The sequence below is a fragment of the Pseudomonas sp. LBUM1676 genome, from assembly GCF_059695605.1.
In genome coordinates this window covers 2,676,740-2,694,882 of the sequence record NZ_CP166777.1, presented here as the reverse complement: position 1 = coordinate 2,694,882, position 18,143 = coordinate 2,676,740, and the positions used below count along the sequence as shown (strand labels likewise).

Here is an 18,143-nt window from a genome sequence, read left to right as displayed (position 1 = left end):
CGCATGCGGAACAGGCTGTCATTGTGAGCTCGGGACGGCGTGCATGACAGCGGCAGATGGCGAAGGAAAATACGGATCAGATGCCCCGTTTCACCGACTCCACCTGCGAAATCCCGACACTATTCCTCCAGGCTGATCCCCGATCCCCCCAATTCCTTGGGGACATCCTTCTGCTTGGGCAATCCATCCTTGATCCGCAGCACGCTCTCCTGATAGTGAACGTGAACGCCAGGCGTATACGCAAGATCCGGAATAACCGCGGCATACACGTCGATGAGCCCCATCCCGGGGTGTTCGGTAAACAGATGCCCGCCGCACGTCTTGCACCACTTGCGGTAACTCTGCGGGGTCTTGTTGTAGGTGCCGATGTTGTCTGCCCCCCGAGTCACCTGCACCGCCTCGGGTTTCCACAGCGTGAAGGCATTGACCGGCCCAGCCGACCAGTGCCGGCACGACTCGCAATGGCAATAGCCCATCGCGTCCGGCTCGCCGCTGACGGTGAACTCGACGGCGCCGCAAAAACAACTGCCTTTGTAAGAACGTTCGATGCTCATGACATGACTCCTCGATCAAGGGTCAGGCGATAGGATCGCCTGACGTGTACCCGCTTTCAGCCGTCGATGTAGCGCACCGCTGTCGCCGGCGTGCGCCGCACCTGCAGTTCGAAAATATCAGGGCGCGCGTAGTGCCCGGTGACGTCAAGCGCCCGTCGCGCAGGCGCCACGAGTGCGACGTCGATGTCCGCGTACAGAATGCCGGCCTCACGGTGTAACGGGCCGGCCACGATCCGGCCTTGAGGACTGACCACCACCGAGTCGCCGTCGTTGATCCATTCGTCCGGATCGGCAAACAGTTGCGCACGCGCCGGGAAGTCGTCCGGGATGTCACTGCCACGCAGCGCGGTGCCGCTGCCGAGCACCCAACAACGGCCTTCGAGTGCAATGTGACGCATGGTGCTGATCCAGCCATCGCCCGTGTCGTAGGTGGGTGCGACGTAGATTTCCACCCCTTGGGCATACAGTGAATAACGCGCCAGCGGCATGTAGTTTTCCCAGCAGATGAGCGCCCCCACGCGGCCGACCGGGGTATCGACCGTACGCAGCCCGGATGCATCGCCGAAGCCATGCACCATGCGCTCGGGATTGGTTGGCATCAGCTTGCGGTGCCGGTTGAGCACGGCGCCGTTCGCGCCGATAACGACTACGCTGTTATAGAGCGTGCCGCCGCCATTGCGCCGGTCGCACTCATTGATGCCGCACACGATCGTCACGGCGTGAACCCTGGCGGCCTCGCACAACGGGCTCAGGTCACCGCTGGTGATATCGACGGCGTTGGCCAGCAGCCGCGTGTGCAACTGGCCCATGACGGCCCCGTCCTTTCCCGCCGCCAGCCGCCATATCCATGACGGGTAACCTGGAATGAAGGATTCGGGCAAAACGATCAGCGTGGCTCCCGCCGCCGCAGCCTCGGCGACCGATTGCACGGCCCGGGCGATGGTCGCGCTGCGATCGAGCAGCACGGGCGGACGCTGAATGATAGCTACCTTGGTCATGGCGTTCTCCTTGGGCGTTGGTTATTGACGGCTTCAGCGTGCGCGTGGCGAAGTCGCGGGGCTAGTTCAGAATCTGAAGTGTTGCAATTGCGGAGACCCGGTGATGGATGACAGCTACGGTCAGTTCTGCACGGTCGCGCGGGGTGCCGAAGCCCTGTGCGAGCGCTGGACGCCATTGGTCGTGCGCGAACTGCTGTGTGGCAGCAAGCGCTTCAACGAACTGCACCGCGGCGTACCTCGGATGTCCACCGGTCTGCTGGCACAGCGGCTGCGCCATCTGGAAGAGATCGGAGTGATACGTCGCACCGCCGCAGGCAAGGTCTGGGAGTACAGCCTGACCGAGGCGGGCGAGGAATTGCGCCCCATCATCCTGGCCCTGGGTCACTGGGGCGCGCGCTGGATCGGCAGTCGCCTGCGCGATGACGAACTCGACGCGGGCCTGCTGATGTGGGACGTGCGCCGCTTCGTGCGCCTCGAGACGTTCCCGTCCCGACCGGTGGTCATCCACTTCAAGTTCCGCGACGCGCGCCCCGGCGAGCAGGCGTGGTGGCTTGTGGTCGAACAAGGCGTGGCAGACCTGTGCCGCGACGACCCCGGGCGCGAACTGACGCTCGTGGTGGACTCCAGCGTGCGTGCTTTGACCGAGGTGTGGACGGGTGATCGCACTCCGCGGGAGGTTCTTCAGGCGCGAGAGCTGCGGGTCGACGGCGCGGCGCGGGATGCGGAGAGCTTGTGGAGATGGCTTGGTACCAGCGCGTTTGCGGGTACCCGTAGCGCTGCACTTTCTACTGGGCGTTGATACGTATCTTCAATAACCGAACACATCGCAAACCTGTGGGAGCTGGCTTGCCAGCGAAGGCGGCCTGACAGCCAACCCAATTCCACGGATATCCCCGGCACCCTGTAGGAGCGAGGCTTGCCCGCGAAGACGTCCGAAACCCAACCAATCTCTTGCGACCGTACTCACCCCCCGAAGGCTGCGATCTTTGATCTTGAAACCGCACAAGCCCCACCCCAAAGAATGGGGCAGAGCTTCTTACTCCACATCAAGTTGAACAACCGCCCTCACCTACTCCTGCGGATCAACCCGATCCAGCACCCGATTCACCGACAACTCCGCCAGTGCAATCATCTGCTGAATCGCCAACGCCAGATTGCACTTTGGCCCTTCGAGGATGAACGCCAATTCACTGGCCATGACACTGGCTGAAGCCAGGGTTTCACAGGCGTGAACCAGGAGGGTTTCGTTGTTTACGCTGGGGACGATGTTGAAGATGGGGTTGGGACGACGGTCGGCCATGGCTGGCTTGCGGGATGGAGACTCTGAATCGGTTTTCGGCGACTCGCAGGTTTGGGATGAATCAGCGTTTTCGTTGAGCATCTGGAACTCCAAATGGATGGGGCTCCTATGAGAAATACGGGCTACCACACCCGGTCGCTGCCTTGGCAGTGACGGAGTGAGGTTAGCCAGGTGACTTCCGAGCGGCAAGCTTATTGGATTGTAGGAAATCTCCGAGACACTCGTACCACCGCTTTGCGGCAGCTATGATGTTCTAAATTTTCGGAAACCCCCAGTCGGTAAGTGGCGAGAGTTGAGACAACAACTCAAGGTGCTCTATCGTTTTGACCTTTTGAATATTTCCTAACTCTATCGATCCACCGAGAGCCAAAGCAGGCACCAGCCCATACATTTCGTCAGCTTTAAGTTTTCCTAACTTCTTTAGAGCCGGCTTAAACAAAAACTCCAAGTCGTTATAATCAGGGTCCATGGACGAAAAAAATACCCGAACCCCAAAATCAATCTTCTCGCCTGTGAAAATAGAGACACGGGGCGAGTAACGTGCCATACAAGCGCTGATTGTCAAACAATACCCGCTTTTTTCTCCCCATACATAAAGATCACCAAACGCGCTGCGGGCAATGACATAGTAGTTATCCTGGTGATAAAGCTCTGTATCAACTAACCACTGCGTCAGTACGGCTTCATATTCCTGAGGGTTGACCGTCCAAAATAATCCGTCACCGTATCCGCACCACCCAAACTCTTCCCAATACTTGATCAATTGTCCGGGAAGTTTGTTTTTATATCGAGCCACGCTCGACACCGGAACTTCCTGGCGTGTGATTGGAGCGCCGAACTGTTTGATAAAAAAAGCATAATCCTCGTCCAAAGCCTACTCCTTATTTACATCTTTCAAGTTTTGCACTCATTTTTGTGGAGCCACGAATAGCCTCGGGTACATCATTAGCGGCAGCATCCAGACCGCCTATGCGGCTAGGCCACTGGGGACCAATGCTTGCATTGATACGCCGATCACCAAAATCACTGATGATGTCCTTTCCTCCTGCAAACAGGTCGGGATTATGCAAAGCGGCTAACGTTGCCATTTTTTGCAAAGTCATATCCTTGGCCAAGGTTTTTGCTCGTTCGGGAAATACACCTTCCGCCCTCAGTTTATCGCGGAGTTCAACCTCCATCTCTTGACTGAGTTTTTTTCGCGCTGTTGCAGCAACCTTCGGATCCCTCATAACGTTTTTCGTCGTGAACGCTTCTCTTCCTTTCAAATACTCATTCACGCTCAGATCATTAAGCCCTTTTTCCTGCCCTGCCAGCTGCCGATCAAATTCCGGGATCTTCGCTGCGTGCATCTTGTTCACCTTAAAGCATGGCACCTTGTGCTCTGGCATGCCCACCGGTTTTTTCGGTGACGGGCGATCGGGTTGGCGATGAGCGGGTGATGTCGGTTCTTGCGGTGCGAATGCGCCTCTTCCTGGCTTCGGCGGCTGCAGGTCTGGATGTTTTTTCAGTGCGTCTTCGTGCTTGAGCATCCACTGGCCCAACTGCGCACCTTTGGAGCTTGCTCGCATCTCACTGGCAAGGACATGTGCATTGCCTCGCCCGCGCGTGAGGTAGGCGACGATTGATCCCGGCAAGAGGACAACGATTTCCTCGTGTCCCCATGCGATATGCTGGGCGGCCCTGTCTATGGCAAACGGGTCATCACGGCTGAAGGGATTTAATTCCTCATCGCCACGGGTCCCCTTCCACGCGATGTTAATGCCATCCAGGTAATACCTGCCAATACGCGGCAGTCCATCGACGAAAAACTCAGCGATGGAAACCAGGCCGAGCGCCCCCAATATCCAGGAGCTGACTTTTAAACCCATTGCAGCGCCAGCTGCGCCGAGCGGAATAGCTCCCGCACCTCCTGCAAACGTGCCTACCCCAGCGCCAATCGCGCCGCCTGCAAGCACACTGCCGACCACGATCATCGCCATCTGATTGACGACACTAATGAGTTCAGTGAGGACACTGGAAATGTCGAGGTCGGAGAAGCGTTGCCTCAAGGATCTGGCGGCTTCCCATTCTGCTCGAATGAACGCCGTCTGGATGTTGTGGATGCGTCGAATATTGAGACCGATGGAGGGCCCTTGTTCATTGAGTCGAGTTCTGGTTTGTCCTCCTTGATATCCCATACTGCGGGTTATCTCGTTTTCTATTTCAAACCAGGTGGGAACGACATTCCATAAAGTCATTCTGTGTCTTCCTGACATGGGTGAAGTACTGACGATGTTTGTTATCGAGGATATGAAACAGGTATCAAAAAAAGCATGACAAGCTTTGACAACCCACCCTATACCAAGCGGATTTCGTCAATCAACAAAACGCATAGAAATCCCAATTACCTTTTTCTAAAACAAGAAATTTCATCTCAACAAGTTCACATTTACTGTAAGAAATTTCTTACTTGAACTCACCAAGAGCGATTTTTTTACTCGCTTGGAGACCCTTAAACTACAGCCAACGCGAGGCGGCCTACCGACCAGCCTGACTCTTTGAGCCGCATGCAATCCAGCTATAGGAGCCGGCTTGCTGGCGAAGGCGGCCTGACAGCCAACCCAATTCCACGGGTATCCCCGTTATCCTGTAGGAGCGAGGCTTGCCCGCGAAGACGTCCGGCAGCCAACCAATCTATTCCAACCGTACCCAATTTCCCCGAGCTGGGCCGAAGCGCTTTGGTTACTTTCGCGCTTTTCGAATCGGCATAGGAGGCGGCCATCTGGCCGCGCCCCTGCCACACCACCCGGCATGCGGTTCCGCACCGGGCGGTTCGAGAAGTTGAGGTCAGCAGAGTCGAGGTAGACCCAACCGGTCGAACCACGCCACCGTAAACACTCCATGGATCAGACCGACACTGTTGTGCCAGTACCTGTGGCGCAAGGCGAAACCCTAGATCGCCGTTACCGCAGCAATGGATATGTACGCGATCAAGAGACAGGTCAGCTGTCAGGCCGTCTTCGCCAGCAAGCCGGCTCCTACAGGTGATCGGGGTACATATATATATATATGTACCTCCAGTCAGGGTACTGACCGGGTGAAAATCCGACTGCGTCTTGAGGAACAAGACGCTGGATTATTCACTCATGCAAGGAGGCACCATGCCTGATCCTACTCAAGTAGAAACTCTGCTGAAAGCTGTCATTGGCAAAAACTATTCGGAAGCACTGCGTGCTCAATTATCGGAACAGACCGGGCGCACCATTCGCCCGCTGGGCGGTAAGTTTGCGGGTACTATGGATTACCAACCCGAACGTATCAGCCTCTATCTCAACGATGCCGGTGTGATTGATTCGTATCGTTTCGGTTGATCAACTATTTCAACGCCCACAAAAAAGCCCGCTGACCGTCACCGGTTCAGCGGGCTTTCAAACAGCTTGGCTACTTACAACGCCATATCCCTGGCAGCATCAGCCTTCGGTGCCACAGGCGCTGCAGCCGGAGCAGCAGCCGGAGCCGTCGCCTGACCAATCGCCGGAGGCGGAGTCAGCTCCAGCACCTTGGAGGTGTAGGCCCACTCCTCGGCAACTTTCTCGGGATTGCCGTTCAACTGAGTGCCATAGCTAGGCACGATCTGGTGCAGCTTCTCCTGCCAGGCCGGGGAAGCTACCTTGTCCTTGAACACTTTCTGCAGCACGGTCAGCATGATCGGCGCGGCAGTCGAGGCACCTGGCGATGCGCCCAGCAGGCCGGCAATGGTGCCGTCTTGCGAAGCGACGATCTCGGTACCCAGCTTCAACACGCCACCGGCGGCTTCATCACGCTTGATGATCTGCACGCGCTGGCCGGCTTGCCACAGCCGCCAGTCTTCGGCCTTGGCGTTCGGGAAGTATTCCTTCAGGGCGTCGAGGCGGTCTTCGTCCGACAGCATCAGTTGACCGGCAAGGTACTCGACCAGCGGGTATTCCTTGATGCCGACCTTGGTCATCGGCCACACGTTGTGCGTGGTGGTGGTGGTCAGCAGGTCCAGGTACGAACCTTCCTTGAGGAACTTGGTGCTGAAGGTGGCGAATGGGCCAAACAGGATGACGCGCTTGCCGTCCAGGACCCGGGTGTCCAGGTGCGGCACCGACATCGGCGGTGCGCCAACGGAAGCTTTGCCGTAGGCCTTGGCCAGGTGTTGCTCGGCGAGGGTCGGGTTTTCGGTGACGAGGAACGAGCCGCCTACCGGGAAGCCTGCATATTCCTTGGCTTCAGGAATGCCCGACTTCTGCAGCAGGTGCAGGGCTCCGCCGCCGGCGCCGATGAACACGAACTTCGCGTCGGTTTCGGATTTCTTGCCGTCCTTGAGGTTTTTGTAGCTGACGCGCCAGCTGCCGTCGTCGTTGCGGGTGATGTCCTGCACTTCGCTGGACAGTTTCAGGTCGAACTTCGGGGTGGTCTGCAGGTGCGCGACGAACTGGCGGGTGATTTCGCCGAAGTTGACGTCGGTGCCGATCGGCGACCAGGTGGCCGCGATTTTCTGGTTCGGGTCACGCCCTTCCATCATCAGCGGAACCCACTTCTTGATCACAGCCGGGTCTTCGGAGTACTGCATGCCGGCGAACAGCGGGCTCGCTTGCAGGGCTTCGTAGCGCTTTTTCAGGAACTTGATGTTGTCATCGCCCCAGACGAAGCTCATGTGCGGCGTGGAGTTGATGAACGAACGCGGATTTTTCAGCACGCCTTGCTGGACCTGCCAGGCCCAGAACTGACGGGAGATCTGGAAGGCTTCGTTGATTTCAACGGCTTTCGGGATCTGTACGTTGCCCTTGTCGTCTTCCGGGGTGTAGTTCAGCTCTGCCAGGGCGGAGTGACCGGTACCGGCGTTGTTCCAGCCGTTGGAGCTCTCCTGGGCGACGCCGTCGAGGCGCTCGATCATTTCCATCGAGGTGCCGGGTTCCAGCTCGTTGAGCCAGACACCCAGGGTCGCGCTCATGATGCCGCCGCCGATGAGCAGTACATCGACTTTCTTTGCCTCTTGCGCCTGGACGCAAGTGATCCCCATCGACAAAGCCAGCCCCAGCAGGGCTGTGTTCATTTTCTTAAACATCTGTAGCACCTATGATAAAACGCCATCCGCCCTTCCATCTTCACTCTCGAGCCCCGTGTTTCACGGCATACAGGCAGATGTCGTGGGTGCTCGCACATGACGATTGGAGGGTGGGCACACAAGGCCGACGTGATCCATCGACCTCACTTTATATGTCCCTGCTGAACTGACTTTTTATCGTTATTGGCCTCAGCTACTTGAGCGACAGTGATTCTGCTGGCGCGTCTCGTGGACGCGCAAACTGAATAAGTCAAAGCAAGTTATTGCCAAGAATATCACGACATGACAAACCCGCGCGTCTGTTCCCGACTTGATCGTCCGGGCACGGGCGTCTGACGCCACTATACTGATCCTGATTTTCCAGGTGAGCCGGTGAGGAATAGTCATGAGCGATAAAGTCGATCTGCGCAAATACTCCTCTCAAGTGGTGGATGGCGTGGAGCGCGCGCCCGGCCGCTCGATGCTGCGGGCGGTGGGCTTCACCGACGAGGACTTCAAGAAGCCGCAGATCGGCATCGCCTCGACCTGGGCGATGGTGACGCCGTGCAACATGCACATCGACAAGCTGGCGATCGAAGCCGAAAAAGGCGCGAATGCGGCCGGGGCCAAGGGCGTTATTTTCAATACCATCACCATTTCCGACGGCATCGCCAACGGCACCGAAGGCATGAAGTATTCGCTGGTGTCGCGGGAGGTGATTGCCGACTCCATCGAGGTAGTGGCCGGCTGCGAAGGCTTCGACGGGCTGGTGACCGTGGGCGGCTGCGACAAGAACATGCCGGGGTGCCTGATCGGCATGGCGCGGCTGAATCGCCCGTCCATCTTCGTTTATGGCGGCACCATCCGGCCCGGCGCCGGCCACACCGATATCATCTCCGTGTTCGAAGCCGTGGGCCAGAACGCCCGGGGCGATATCAACGAGATCCAGGTCAAGCAGATCGAGGAAGTGGCGATTCCCGGGCCCGGTTCCTGCGGCGGGATGTACACCGCCAATACCATGGCCTCGGCGATTGAGGCGTTGGGCATGAGCCTGCCCGGCTCCAGTTCCCAGGACGCGGTCGGCAGCGACAAGGCCTCGGACAGTTTCCGCGCCGGTCAGCAGGTGATGGAACTACTGAAGCTGGACCTCAAGCCGCGGGACATCATGACCCGCAAGGCCTTTGAAAATGCGATCCGGGTGGTGATCGCCCTCGCCGGCTCGACCAACGCGGTGCTGCACCTGCTGGCCATGGCCCATGCCGTGGACGTCGAGCTGACCCTGGATGACTTCGTCGAGCTGGGCAAGGTGTCACCGGTGGTGGCCGACCTGCGCCCAAGCGGCAAATACATGATGAGTGAACTGGTGGCCATCGGCGGCATTCAGCCGTTGATGAAGCGCATGCTGGCTGCCGGGATGTTGCACGGCGATGTGCTGACGGTCACCGGCAAGACCCTGGCCGAAAACCTGGAAAACGTACCTGACTATCCCGAAGGCCAGGACGTGATCCTGCCGTTCGACCAACCGGTGAAAAAGGACTCGCACCTGGTGGTGCTGCGCGGCAACCTCTCGCCCACCGGTGCGGTGGCCAAGATCACCGGCAAGGAAGGCCTGCGCTTTGAAGGCACGGCCCGGGTGTATCACGGTGAAGAAGGCGCGCTGGCCGGCATTCTCAATGGTGAAGTCAAGGCCGGCGACGTGATCGTGATCCGCTACGAAGGCCCCAAGGGCGGGCCCGGCATGCGCGAAATGCTGTCGCCGACGTCGGCGGTCATGGGCAAGGGACTGGGCAAGGACGTGGCGCTGATCACCGATGGCCGCTTCTCTGGCGGCTCGCACGGCTTCGTGGTCGGGCATATCACGCCGGAAGCCTTCGAGGGCGGGCCAATTGCGCTGATCGAAGACGGCGACAGGATCACTATCGATGCTGAAACCCGACAGATCAGCGTTGACGTGTCCGACGCCGTGCTGGCCGAGCGCAAGACCCGCTGGGTGCGTCCGCAATCGAAGTACAAACGCGGGGTGCTGGCCAAGTACGCCAAGACCGTGTCCAGCGCCTCGGAAGGTGCTGTTACGGATAAATATCTCTAGGAAACAACTTTGTCAGGACTGACGTCTTCGCGAGCAGGCTCGCTCCCACATTGAATCTCTGGGGCACACACACAAATTCTGCACCCGCCGAAGACCTCATGTGGGAGCGAGACTGGCTTGCCGGCGAAGAAGCCCTCATGAACAGCACAGAAATCACTGAATGCGCGCAGGCCTGACCCCTTGCCTGAATTATCTCCAAAGCTTCTCGTAACAAATACGCCCGCATTCACATAAAACTTCTGAATGACCCTCCGACTCTCAATCTTGCGCTGGCGAACCCGTGCAGCGTCACGATGCATTTCATCGACAGTTAATCCCCTAAGGTTATGAGTTCGCCTCGCAATAACGCCCCACACAACAATTCAGGAATCGCTATGAAACGCTCTCTGTGGTTTGGTTTGATCGCTACCCTCGCAACCGGCACCGCCCACGCGGCGTCCCAGGAGGTGCCCATGAATCTGGTGAGCGCCGAGGGTGCGCCACAAGCCATCGGCACAATAACCGTCAACGAGACGCCCTATGGCCTGTTGTTTACGCCGAATCTCAAGTCACTGCCGGTGGGCACGCACGGTTTTCATGTACACGAAAACGGCAGCTGCGAAGCGGCCCTGAAAGATGGGGTGAAAGGCGCTGCGCTGGCGGCCGGAGGGCATCTGGATCCGCAGAAAACCGGCAAGCATCTGGGCCCGTATGCCGACGGGCACCTGGGAGATCTGCCAGCGGTCTACGTGACCGCCGACGGCATCGCCAATTACCCGGTACTGGCGCCGCGCCTGAAGACGCTCTCGCAAATCAAAGGCCACGCGCTGATGATCCACGCCGGCGCCGATAACCATTCGGACATGCCAAAACCCCTGGGTGGTGGCGGCGACCGTGTGGCGTGCGGTGTGATCTGATCCCCACGATCAAATGCAACACTGGCCAAGCCTGCGATCTTCAGCGGCGCTCCCTCAAAGCCGAAACCGCCCCACCGACTGCGACAGCTGACCCGCCAGGGCCGACAGTTCATCGGTGGTCGACGCGGTACGGCCGATGACCTGGCTGTTGCCCTCGGACATGCCGGCGATCATTTCCACCTGATGCGCGATTTCATTGCTGGCCAGGCTCTGTTCACCGATGGTGCGGGTGATGTCGTTGACCAGCTGCGTGGTATTGAGCGTCGCGTCGAGGATTTCACGGATAGCGCGTTCAACGTCGGCGGTCACCGCCATGCCTTTGTCGACCTGCGCCACGCCCGCTTCCATGCTGGTCACCGCCTCACGGGTGCTGAGCTGGATGCGCGCGACCATGGCGGCGATTTCCTGGGTGGAGGCACTGGTGCGTCCCGCCAGGCTGCGGACTTCGTCGGCCACCACGGCAAAACCGCGGCCCTGCTCCCCGGCGCGGGCAGCCTCGATGGCGGCATTCAGCGCCAGCAGGTTGGTCTGGTCGGCGATACCTTTGATCACCTGAATGATGCTGAAGATGGCTTCAGACTCCTTGTCCAGCGTGCGGATCACCTGGGCTGATTGCTGCGCCGAGCGCGCGATGCCGTCCATGTCGTTGACCACCTGATGGATCACCCGGCCACCCTCCTTGGCCAGTGTCTCGGCCTGGTTGGCCATGTTCAGGGCCCGCTCGGCATGCCGGGTGATTTCCTCGATGCTGGCGGTCATTTCGCTGGCCGCCGCCGCCATGGTGCTGGCCGCTGCACTTTGTTGCTGGCTGCTGCCGGCGACTTCATGACAGCCGTTGCTCAATTGGGTGCTCATGCCGCTCACGCCATGGGCGTTGCTGCGAACCACCTCGATCATGCCGCGCAGGTCGCGCTGCATGGTCGCCAGGCTACGAATCAGCGCACTGGCTTCGTCTTGATGGGTGGGCTCGACAATGGCCTCGCTCAGGTTGCCATGGGCGATGCTGTCGGCAATGCGGCTGGCGGTCCGCAGCGGCCCCATGATGCTCAGAATCACCCAACGGCCCTGGGCGAGCAGCAATAACAGGCTGGCGATGAGCACGCCGCCAATGGCGAGATTGGCATTGCTGATGGCTTGCCCGGTGGCGGCACTGGTCTGTCGGGTGTCGGTTTCGATCAGCTCGCTGAGCGCGGCCATCTGGTCTTCCAGCTGACTGAACGCAGCATTGAAGGTGCCCAGTTCCTTTTGCGCGGCATCGGGGTTATCCAGCGCCAGCCCGACGATGCGTTCGGCGGCATTGATGTAGGTATCAAGGCTCGGTTTGAGCTTGTCCAGGCCGGCCTTGATAGTGGCATTGACCGGCAGCCTGAGGTTCTCACCAAGCACTTCGCGAAAGTGCGCCGCATGTTCTTCGATGGAGCTGCGCACCTCGGCTGTGCTGCTGGTGCTTTTGCCCAGCCCGACCAGCATCGCGGCCAGCACGTCGGCGCGTAACGCGTCGTGCATCATGTCGGCTTCGAGGTGATTGCGCAGCGCGGTCATGCTGACCTCGTTGTCATTCACCGCCTGCGCCATCTGCGCATTTCCCAGGTAACTGACCAGGCTCATGATCAAGGCCGTGAGCAGGCCGGTGCCAATCAACAACAGCAAACGTATTTTTATCGACACTGTGTGGGTCCCCTGTCAGTTGATCAAACCACCCGCAGATGGCTTGGCTGATCAGGTTATCGACTGCACCCGGCGCTAATTGAAGGCTATTTCCATACGCTCGTTTCTTTTACGACATGCGGTCGTCATCGGCCGAGAACGTGCGCACGTTCATCGCCAACACAAAAACCTGCAGGAGCCTGGCTTGCCAGCGAAGAGGCCCACACAAACCACCCTGATCCCCGACTTTTCACAGCTTGGCCCCGCAGCCCAGAACTGCCTGCAACGTCAGCGCGTTGGCCAGCGCAAAACCGCTGGCGGTGTTATCGAAGATGCACCAGGTGGGTATGCCCGCCTGCACCGGGTGTTGTACTTGCCGAGCCAGCGCTTCCAATCGGCTCAGGTCGTAGTCGCTGTGATAAATGCGCGGCGAGCCGTGCCAACGCCAATAATGAATCCCCGACCAACCGCTCGGCGTTTCGCCCCCGGTAATGGGCGAGGGATCGGCAGCGACCCGCCCTATGCGCAACTCGACCAACAAGGCTTGCGCCTCCAGCCAACTCTCATGCCGAGGTTCAAGCACCACCGGCCCGGCGTAACGTTGCCGCAGCGCCAGGAAAAACGCCGCCGCAATGTTTTCGTCATAAGCCAACGACGGCGGCAACTGCACCAACAGACAACCCAGGGAAGCACCCAGCGCCGTGCATTGGAACAAAAACTCGTCCAGCAACCGCTCACAGCCTTGCAAGCGCTGAACATGGGTAATGAGTTTGGGCACCTTCACCGAAAACCGAAACTGCGCCGGCACCGACTGCGCCCAGCGCTCATAGGTCTGCGGCCGATGCGGGCGATAAAACGAACTGTTGATTTCGACGGCCGTGAGTTGCGAGGCATACCGCTGCAAATGTGTGCCCAGCTCGGGAAACAGCGGCCAGTGTTCCCGGGGCAGGTTCCACCCGGCACAGCCGACGTAAACCGGCGGGATTTGATCGGGCTCGTTCAATAGAGCACCGCCGCGGCATCACGCATGAAGATTTCCACGGTCTTGGGCCCGATCCCATCGAATTCGAGCAGGCGCTTTTCAAAGGCCTGGCGATCCTCGCTGGCCGCCTGAATGTGGCCAATTTTTCCGGCGTATTCCTCGCCGAGTTTCTGGCACAGGTTCAACAGGCGCGTCGCGGTGGTCTCGTCGTAGCGCACGTAATGGGCTTCACCCAACATTAAAACCAGTTGCCTGTGGGTACATCCACCCAGCTTGCGCGCGGTATCGCGTCCGTGTTTTTCAACGATTACGCGGTAGGCCTGCGCCGCGATTTCAGCCTGGATGCGCTTGCCCATCAGGAAGCTGGCGATAAACCATTTGAACAAGGCACCCTCGTCTGCATTACTCAAATGAATACCGAGATCGCTGGCACTGATCGATTTGTTCATTTCAGGCTTCCTTCTCCCAGGTCCGCAACAGCCTCGGCTCCTTGAACTTCGAGAAAAGCTCGCCCTGCAAGTTCGTTTTTTTCACGGAAATCGAAAACTTCCAGATCTGGCAGAAACAGAAAGGCCAATGGCTGCTGGTTGGCCGACAAGCTTTCCGCTTCTAATTTTTGCGTAAGGAGGGGACGGTTCTCAAAACCCGTCCCTCTATCTATCTCGAGACAACAGCAGCGCCATCGCCAACGATCTTCAGCCAAGGCCAGCGAGCCTGGTAACTCCGGGCCTTCGCTTCGAATAAATCCCTTTCGGGATGAAGCGGATTGATCCGCAACAGCCCTTCTTCGACATCGCTTAAACCGTAAGGCGCATACACCTCGCCCGTCAGCACATCCAGCCCGATGCAGGTTCCCGCAATCAGATACCGATCGATCCCATCCCTGGCCGACTGAAGCCTGGGGTACGGTTTGCCGAACCGCTGGCCGTACCAAAGGTGCACCCGTGCCTGATTCTTGATTTCGATATCCACTTCAAGGTCGTGAAAGAGCTCGCGCGCGAGTTGGATGACTTCGTTCTCCGCCTCCCAGGATACGTCTTCATCAAAGTAGAAAACGTCGTAGTCCTTGACGCCCCAGGCGGCGGGATGCCCGGCCTGCTGATTCCAGACCGCCTGGAACAGGCAGCCTGCGGTCAACATGCATTGGTCCAGGCCAAGTGCAGGCAAGCGCCGGGCTATTTCGTCGTTTGCCGGATTGGTCATTGCGATTTCGATCAAGCGTTCGGTGGTCAACATGGGCCATCTCCCTTTGGGTATCCCTATCCTGAGAGTTGACGATACATGAATCCGTTTATTGAATGAGTGGATGCTGTTGTTTCACCCGTCTCGACAGGCCGCTAATGGTGCACGTACTTGCCAATGAATCAGCAAGCACGCCCATCCGGCACACCCATGAAAAAGCCCGCACAGGGCGGGCTTGGGTAGTTAAAGTTGAGTAGGTGGCCAGCGCTGGTCTCTGGCTTACAAGGTTTATCAGGCTTCTGACAGAAGAGTTTTGTGCTCTCCTGCTTCACACGGCATAAGGGCTGGATCTCAGCGCGGAGATCTTTCTAACCGTGTACCCTTCGGAACGCGCCCCACGTTTCCTCGCTATCCGCTTTGCGCATCAGTCTGCGTCTTCACCTACAACTTCAGAGTAGCAAAAAGCTCGACGCGGTGGCCGCGATTTTTAGACCGATTTCCTTCATCGAAAAGCGCGGCTGGAAGCAAAAATACTAACGCCTACCGCCCGAGGGATCGAATTGACGTTCACCCGGACTCAAGTGAATACTCGACTGCCTGGCGAGACCATTTCGGCCGGTACGCTCACAGGGCCAATCACTTCAGGGGAAGGACCGCAACATGACGACGCGAACTGAAAAAGCCATTCTGGCAGGCGGTTGCTTCTGGGGCATGCAGGATCTGATCCGGCGCCAACCGGGTGTGCTGGCCACGCGGGTGGGCTACACCGGCGGCGATGTGGACAATGCCACCTATCGCAACCATGGCACCCACGCCGAAGCGATCGAGATCGAGTTCGATCCGCAGCAGATCAGCTATCGCCAGGTCCTCGAGTTTTTCTTCCAGATCCACGACCCGACGACCAAAAACCGTCAGGGCAACGATATCGGTACCAGCTACCGCTCTGCCCTCTTCTATCTCGACGACCAGCAAAAACAAGTGGCCGAAGAGACGGTGGCCGACGCTGATGCCTCCGGTCTGTGGCCCGACAAGGTTGTCACTGAAGTGGTGCCTGCCGGCCCATTCTGGGAAGCGGAGCCGGAACATCAGGACTATCTGGAACATTATCCCAACGGCTACACCTGTCATTTCATCCGGCCGAACTGGAAGCTGCCGCAACGCGGCTGAGGCTATTGGCAGCGAGCCCTACAGCACTTGCCGCGCGGGGGCTCCGTTCGTGCATAGCGCCGAAGCTCAAGCGGTGTGCAACCAACGACCCGCAGGAAGCTTTGCTGCATGCGGCTCGCGTTGATGAAGCCGCAGCTGCAACTGCGGCGCGTAATACCAGTGGGTGGTCGCCGAGCGACCGTTGAGCAGGCCGCTGGCGATCAAGGATCTACCTGGCCCATCATTTCAGCGACCGTTTCCGAGCGATTGGCAAAGCGTTGCGCCAACACCGCGCAGACCATCAGCTGGATCTGGTGGAACAGCATCAGCGGCAATATCAACACACCCAGGGTGCTGCCGGCGAACAGCACCTGGGCCATCGGCACACCGGTTGCCAGGCTTTTCTTTGAACCACAGAAGAGGATGGTGATGCGGTCTTCCTGATTGAAGCCAAGGGCTTTGCCCAGCACGGTGGCGATCAGCAGCACCAGCGCCAGGAAGATGCAGCAAACGACCACCAGCCCGGCCAGCGCCCACAGCGGAATCTGATGCCAGATGCCTTCGACCACCGCCGCACTGAACGCACCGTAGACCACCAGCAGGATCGAGCTTTGATCCACGTACTTCAGCCAGTTCCTGTTGCGCGCCACCCAGCTGCCGATCCAGCGCCGGGCGATCTGCCCGGCAATGAACGGCAGCAACAGTTGCACGCTGATTTTCAGGATCGCATCGAGGGTCGAGCCGCCCTCGCCGTGCACATCCAGCAGCAAGGTCACCAGCAGCGGAGTAAGGAAGATCCCGAACAGGCTGGACGCCGCCGCACTGCAAATCGCCGCCGGAATGTTACCCCGGGCCAGAGAGGTGAAGGCAATCGCCGACTGCACGGTGGCCGGCAGTGCGCAGAGGTAGAGCATGCCCATGTACAGATCGTTGCCGATCAGCGGCGACAGCAAGGGTTTGAGCGCCAGACCGAGCAGCGGGAACAGGACAAAGGTCAGGCTGAACACCAGCAAGTGCAGACGCCAATGGCCCGCACCGGCGATGATCGATTCGCGCGACAGTTTGGCGCCATGCAGGAAAAACAGCAGGGCAATGGCGAGGTTGGTCAGCCAGCCAAAGGCGACCCCGATCTGACCGCTGGCGGGCAGCACGCTGGCGAGAACGACCACGCCGATCAGGGTCAGGGTGAAGTTGTCGGGCAAGAAACGAGGGCGAGTCATCAGTGTTATCCGGGAATGCCAGGAACGATGCAGTGACTCTAACGTGCCTGCCGATGACCGACTAACGCCAATGAGCCAGTAGATGCCGCCAAAAGGACAACACGGAAACTATGTTTACGACCGGGCGTCCTGCCGACCCATCCGAAACCTGATCCTGAGAACTCGAACACCCGTCACAGTGACGAAATCCCGCGAAGAACTTCCGCACTCGGCAGCGGCTATGTATGATCGGCGCAGGCCGATGCTGCCCGCCGCTCGCTCCCGCAGGGAAAGGTGAAAGCATCTGTTCTTTCCCCACATCATGTCGTATCTCTTGACGGTCGGGATTTGGCAACGCGAGCACCAAAAAGCCTCGGCTACAGGAGCAACGATGTTTTCAATCGATCAAGCCAAACAGATGGCCAAGCGGCTGCGTGCCTCGCTGGAGACGCGCAATCAAGCAGTGCCCCACTCCACCGCGCTGGAGCTGGTAGCGCAGCAACTGGGCTACAAGGACTGGAACACCGCGTCAGCGATGCTTGTCCAGGAAAACACCCGGCCCGCGATCACGTTCGACAAACCCATTCCAATATTGCGGATGTTCGACGAAACCAAGGCGCGGGAGTTCTACCTGGATTTCCTGGGCTTCAGCGTTGAGTTCGAGCACCGGTTCGAAGCGGATCTGCCGCTGTACCTGGGGATCAGCCGGGACGGCCTGCAACTCCATCTGTCCGAACATCATGGCGATGCGAGCCCGGGATCGACGGTATTTGTGCCGATGCAAAATATCGAACGGCTTCGCGATGAGTTACTGTCCAAACGCTACGGCTACGGACGTCCGGACATTGTCCAGCAGGGTTGGGGCCAAGTCCTGGAAGTCCATGACCCTTTCGGTAACCGGATTCGCTTCTGCCAAAGCTGACCCTGCGTGGCGCACCGGGCACGCCCGGTACGCCTTGGCTCGATGTCACCCTTCGCGACATCTTCCAAACCGCTAAAGCGGTCAATATCGCTGTGTTTCGTCTACCCTCACCAAGCGCCCTGCAGCAATCAACGAGTGCCGGGCGCCTCGACATTCTTGCGTTAATGGACCGGAGAAC

Annotated in this window: 17 protein-coding genes and 2 pseudogenes; 7 read left to right on the top strand and 12 right to left on the bottom strand. The window is 58.8% G+C overall.

The features are described from left to right. Positions 1 to 119: 119 nt before the first annotated feature. Positions 120 to 554 carry a GFA family protein gene (locus ACA041_RS12670; protein ID WP_497441411.1) on the bottom strand — a complete coding sequence of 145 codons (435 nt, stop codon included), beginning with the start codon at positions 552 to 554 and terminating at the stop codon, positions 120 to 122. 56 nt (positions 555 to 610) lie between these two features. Further along, positions 611 to 1,552, bottom strand: a complete 942-nt coding sequence (locus tag ACA041_RS12665; protein WP_497441410.1) for a carbon-nitrogen hydrolase family protein — start codon at positions 1,550 to 1,552, stop codon at positions 611 to 613. 103 nt (positions 1,553 to 1,655) lie between these two features. Here ACA041_RS12665 and ACA041_RS12660 point away from each other — a divergent pair, with 103 nt between their 5' ends. Continuing rightward, on the top strand, positions 1,656 to 2,351 hold the full coding sequence (locus ACA041_RS12660; RefSeq protein ID WP_497441409.1) for a winged helix-turn-helix transcriptional regulator: 696 nt from the start codon (positions 1,656 to 1,658) through the stop codon (positions 2,349 to 2,351). Positions 2,352 to 2,621: 270 nt separating this feature from the next. Here the strand turns inward: ACA041_RS12660 and ACA041_RS12655 are convergent, their stop codons facing one another. From ACA041_RS12655 to ACA041_RS12645, 3 genes are all read right to left on the bottom strand, one after another. Further along, positions 2,622 to 2,933: a DUF6124 family protein gene (locus ACA041_RS12655; RefSeq protein WP_497441408.1), complete on the bottom strand. Its 312-nt coding sequence runs from the start codon at positions 2,931 to 2,933 to the stop codon at positions 2,622 to 2,624. 172 nt (positions 2,934 to 3,105) lie between these two features. After that, positions 3,106 to 3,723, bottom strand: a complete 618-nt coding sequence (locus ACA041_RS12650; RefSeq protein ID WP_497441407.1) for a GAD-like domain-containing protein — start codon at positions 3,721 to 3,723, stop codon at positions 3,106 to 3,108. Positions 3,724 to 3,733: 10 nt separating this feature from the next. Further along, positions 3,734 to 5,089 carry a DUF6861 domain-containing protein gene (locus tag ACA041_RS12645; protein ID WP_497441406.1) on the bottom strand — a complete coding sequence of 452 codons (1,356 nt, stop codon included), beginning with the start codon at positions 5,087 to 5,089 and terminating at the stop codon, positions 3,734 to 3,736. A gap of 903 nt (positions 5,090 to 5,992) precedes the next feature. Here ACA041_RS12645 and ACA041_RS12640 point away from each other — a divergent pair. Beyond that, on the top strand, positions 5,993 to 6,202 hold the full coding sequence (locus ACA041_RS12640; RefSeq protein WP_497441405.1) for a hypothetical protein: 210 nt from the start codon (positions 5,993 to 5,995) through the stop codon (positions 6,200 to 6,202). A gap of 74 nt (positions 6,203 to 6,276) precedes the next feature. Here ACA041_RS12640 and mqo read toward each other — a convergent pair whose 3' ends face one another. Continuing rightward, complete coding sequence (gene mqo / locus ACA041_RS12635; protein WP_497441404.1) at positions 6,277 to 7,923, bottom strand: malate dehydrogenase (quinone); 1,647 nt, start codon at positions 7,921 to 7,923, stop codon at positions 6,277 to 6,279. Between the two features lie 385 nt (positions 7,924 to 8,308). Between mqo and ilvD the strand changes: the two genes are divergently transcribed. Together ilvD and sodC are read left to right on the top strand one after the other, a co-directional pair. Next, positions 8,309 to 9,991: a dihydroxy-acid dehydratase gene (gene ilvD / locus ACA041_RS12630; protein WP_497441403.1), complete on the top strand. Its 1,683-nt coding sequence runs from the start codon at positions 8,309 to 8,311 to the stop codon at positions 9,989 to 9,991. A gap of 374 nt (positions 9,992 to 10,365) precedes the next feature. Further along, positions 10,366 to 10,887 (top strand): superoxide dismutase [Cu-Zn] SodC, encoded by a 522-nt coding sequence (gene sodC / locus ACA041_RS12625; protein WP_497441402.1) that lies wholly within the window; start codon positions 10,366 to 10,368, stop codon positions 10,885 to 10,887. Between the two features lie 54 nt (positions 10,888 to 10,941). Here the strand turns inward: sodC and ACA041_RS12620 are convergent, their stop codons facing one another. The 4 genes and pseudogenes from ACA041_RS12620 to ACA041_RS12605 all read right to left on the bottom strand — a co-directional run bounded on the left by ACA041_RS12620 (position 10,942) and on the right by ACA041_RS12605 (position 13,965). After that, positions 10,942 to 11,667 (bottom strand): methyl-accepting chemotaxis protein, encoded by a 726-nt coding sequence (locus ACA041_RS12620; protein WP_497442063.1) that lies wholly within the window; start codon positions 11,665 to 11,667, stop codon positions 10,942 to 10,944. A 132-nt stretch (positions 11,668 to 11,799) separates the two neighbouring features. Beyond that, a pseudogene (locus tag ACA041_RS12615) lies at positions 11,800 to 12,084 on the bottom strand (HAMP domain-containing protein); the annotation flags it as partial. A gap of 700 nt (positions 12,085 to 12,784) precedes the next feature. Next, positions 12,785 to 13,537 carry a DUF72 domain-containing protein gene (locus tag ACA041_RS12610; RefSeq protein WP_497441401.1) on the bottom strand — a complete coding sequence of 251 codons (753 nt, stop codon included), beginning with the start codon at positions 13,535 to 13,537 and terminating at the stop codon, positions 12,785 to 12,787. Beyond that, positions 13,534 to 13,965, bottom strand: a complete 432-nt coding sequence (locus tag ACA041_RS12605) for a DNA methylase (RefSeq protein WP_497441400.1) — start codon at positions 13,963 to 13,965, stop codon at positions 13,534 to 13,536. The genes ACA041_RS12610 and ACA041_RS12605 overlap by 4 nt, the downstream gene beginning before the upstream one ends. Before the next feature lie 83 nt (positions 13,966 to 14,048). Here ACA041_RS12605 and ACA041_RS12600 point away from each other — a divergent pair. Further along, positions 14,049 to 14,129, top strand: a pseudogene (locus ACA041_RS12600) (nuclear transport factor 2 family protein); the annotation flags it as partial. A 44-nt stretch (positions 14,130 to 14,173) separates the two neighbouring features. On the opposite strand, the gene ACA041_RS12595 reads toward ACA041_RS12600, so the two are convergent. Then, on the bottom strand, positions 14,174 to 14,752 hold the full coding sequence (locus ACA041_RS12595; protein ID WP_497441399.1) for a nucleotidyltransferase family protein: 579 nt from the start codon (positions 14,750 to 14,752) through the stop codon (positions 14,174 to 14,176). A 606-nt stretch (positions 14,753 to 15,358) separates the two neighbouring features. On the opposite strand from ACA041_RS12595, the gene msrA reads away from it, so the two are divergent. After that, positions 15,359 to 15,865 (top strand): peptide-methionine (S)-S-oxide reductase MsrA, encoded by a 507-nt coding sequence (msrA, locus tag ACA041_RS12590; RefSeq protein WP_497441398.1) that lies wholly within the window; start codon positions 15,359 to 15,361, stop codon positions 15,863 to 15,865. A gap of 200 nt (positions 15,866 to 16,065) precedes the next feature. Here msrA and ACA041_RS12585 read toward each other — a convergent pair whose 3' ends face one another. Next, positions 16,066 to 17,064 (bottom strand): bile acid:sodium symporter family protein, encoded by a 999-nt coding sequence (locus tag ACA041_RS12585; RefSeq protein WP_497441397.1) that lies wholly within the window; start codon positions 17,062 to 17,064, stop codon positions 16,066 to 16,068. A 370-nt stretch (positions 17,065 to 17,434) separates the two neighbouring features. On the opposite strand from ACA041_RS12585, the gene ACA041_RS12580 reads away from it, so the two are divergent. After that, a complete protein-coding gene (locus tag ACA041_RS12580; protein WP_497441396.1) occupies positions 17,435 to 17,965 on the top strand; it encodes a glyoxalase superfamily protein in 531 nt (176 codons plus the stop codon). Positions 17,966 to 18,143 lie beyond the last annotated feature (178 nt).

Bases quoted from the DNA above. Each gene is read 5' to 3' on its own strand.
- ACA041_RS12605 (WP_497441400.1), bottom strand. From the start codon at position 13,965: ATGAACAAATCGATCAGTGCCAGCGATCTCGGTATTCATTTGAGTAAT.
- ACA041_RS12620 (WP_497442063.1), bottom strand. From the start codon at position 11,667: ATGGCGGCGGCGGCCAGCGAAATGACCGCCAGCATCGAGGAAATCACC.
- ACA041_RS12645 (WP_497441406.1), bottom strand. From the start codon at position 5,089: ATGACTTTATGGAATGTCGTTCCCACCTGGTTTGAAATAGAAAACGAG.
- ACA041_RS12660 (WP_497441409.1), top strand. From the start codon at position 1,656: ATGGATGACAGCTACGGTCAGTTCTGCACGGTCGCGCGGGGTGCCGAA.
- ACA041_RS12640 (WP_497441405.1), top strand. From the start codon at position 5,993: ATGCCTGATCCTACTCAAGTAGAAACTCTGCTGAAAGCTGTCATTGGC.
- ACA041_RS12670 (WP_497441411.1), bottom strand. From the start codon at position 554: ATGAGCATCGAACGTTCTTACAAAGGCAGTTGTTTTTGCGGCGCCGTC.
- sodC (WP_497441402.1), top strand. From the start codon at position 10,366: ATGAAACGCTCTCTGTGGTTTGGTTTGATCGCTACCCTCGCAACCGGC.
- ilvD (WP_497441403.1), top strand. From the start codon at position 8,309: ATGAGCGATAAAGTCGATCTGCGCAAATACTCCTCTCAAGTGGTGGAT.
- ACA041_RS12595 (WP_497441399.1), bottom strand. From the start codon at position 14,752: ATGTTGACCACCGAACGCTTGATCGAAATCGCAATGACCAATCCGGCA.
- msrA (WP_497441398.1), top strand. From the start codon at position 15,359: ATGACGACGCGAACTGAAAAAGCCATTCTGGCAGGCGGTTGCTTCTGG.
- ACA041_RS12665 (WP_497441410.1), bottom strand. From the start codon at position 1,552: ATGACCAAGGTAGCTATCATTCAGCGTCCGCCCGTGCTGCTCGATCGC.
- ACA041_RS12580 (WP_497441396.1), top strand. From the start codon at position 17,435: ATGTTTTCAATCGATCAAGCCAAACAGATGGCCAAGCGGCTGCGTGCC.
- ACA041_RS12655 (WP_497441408.1), bottom strand. From the start codon at position 2,933: ATGCTCAACGAAAACGCTGATTCATCCCAAACCTGCGAGTCGCCGAAA.
- ACA041_RS12585 (WP_497441397.1), bottom strand. From the start codon at position 17,064: ATGACTCGCCCTCGTTTCTTGCCCGACAACTTCACCCTGACCCTGATC.
- mqo (WP_497441404.1), bottom strand. From the start codon at position 7,923: ATGTTTAAGAAAATGAACACAGCCCTGCTGGGGCTGGCTTTGTCGATG.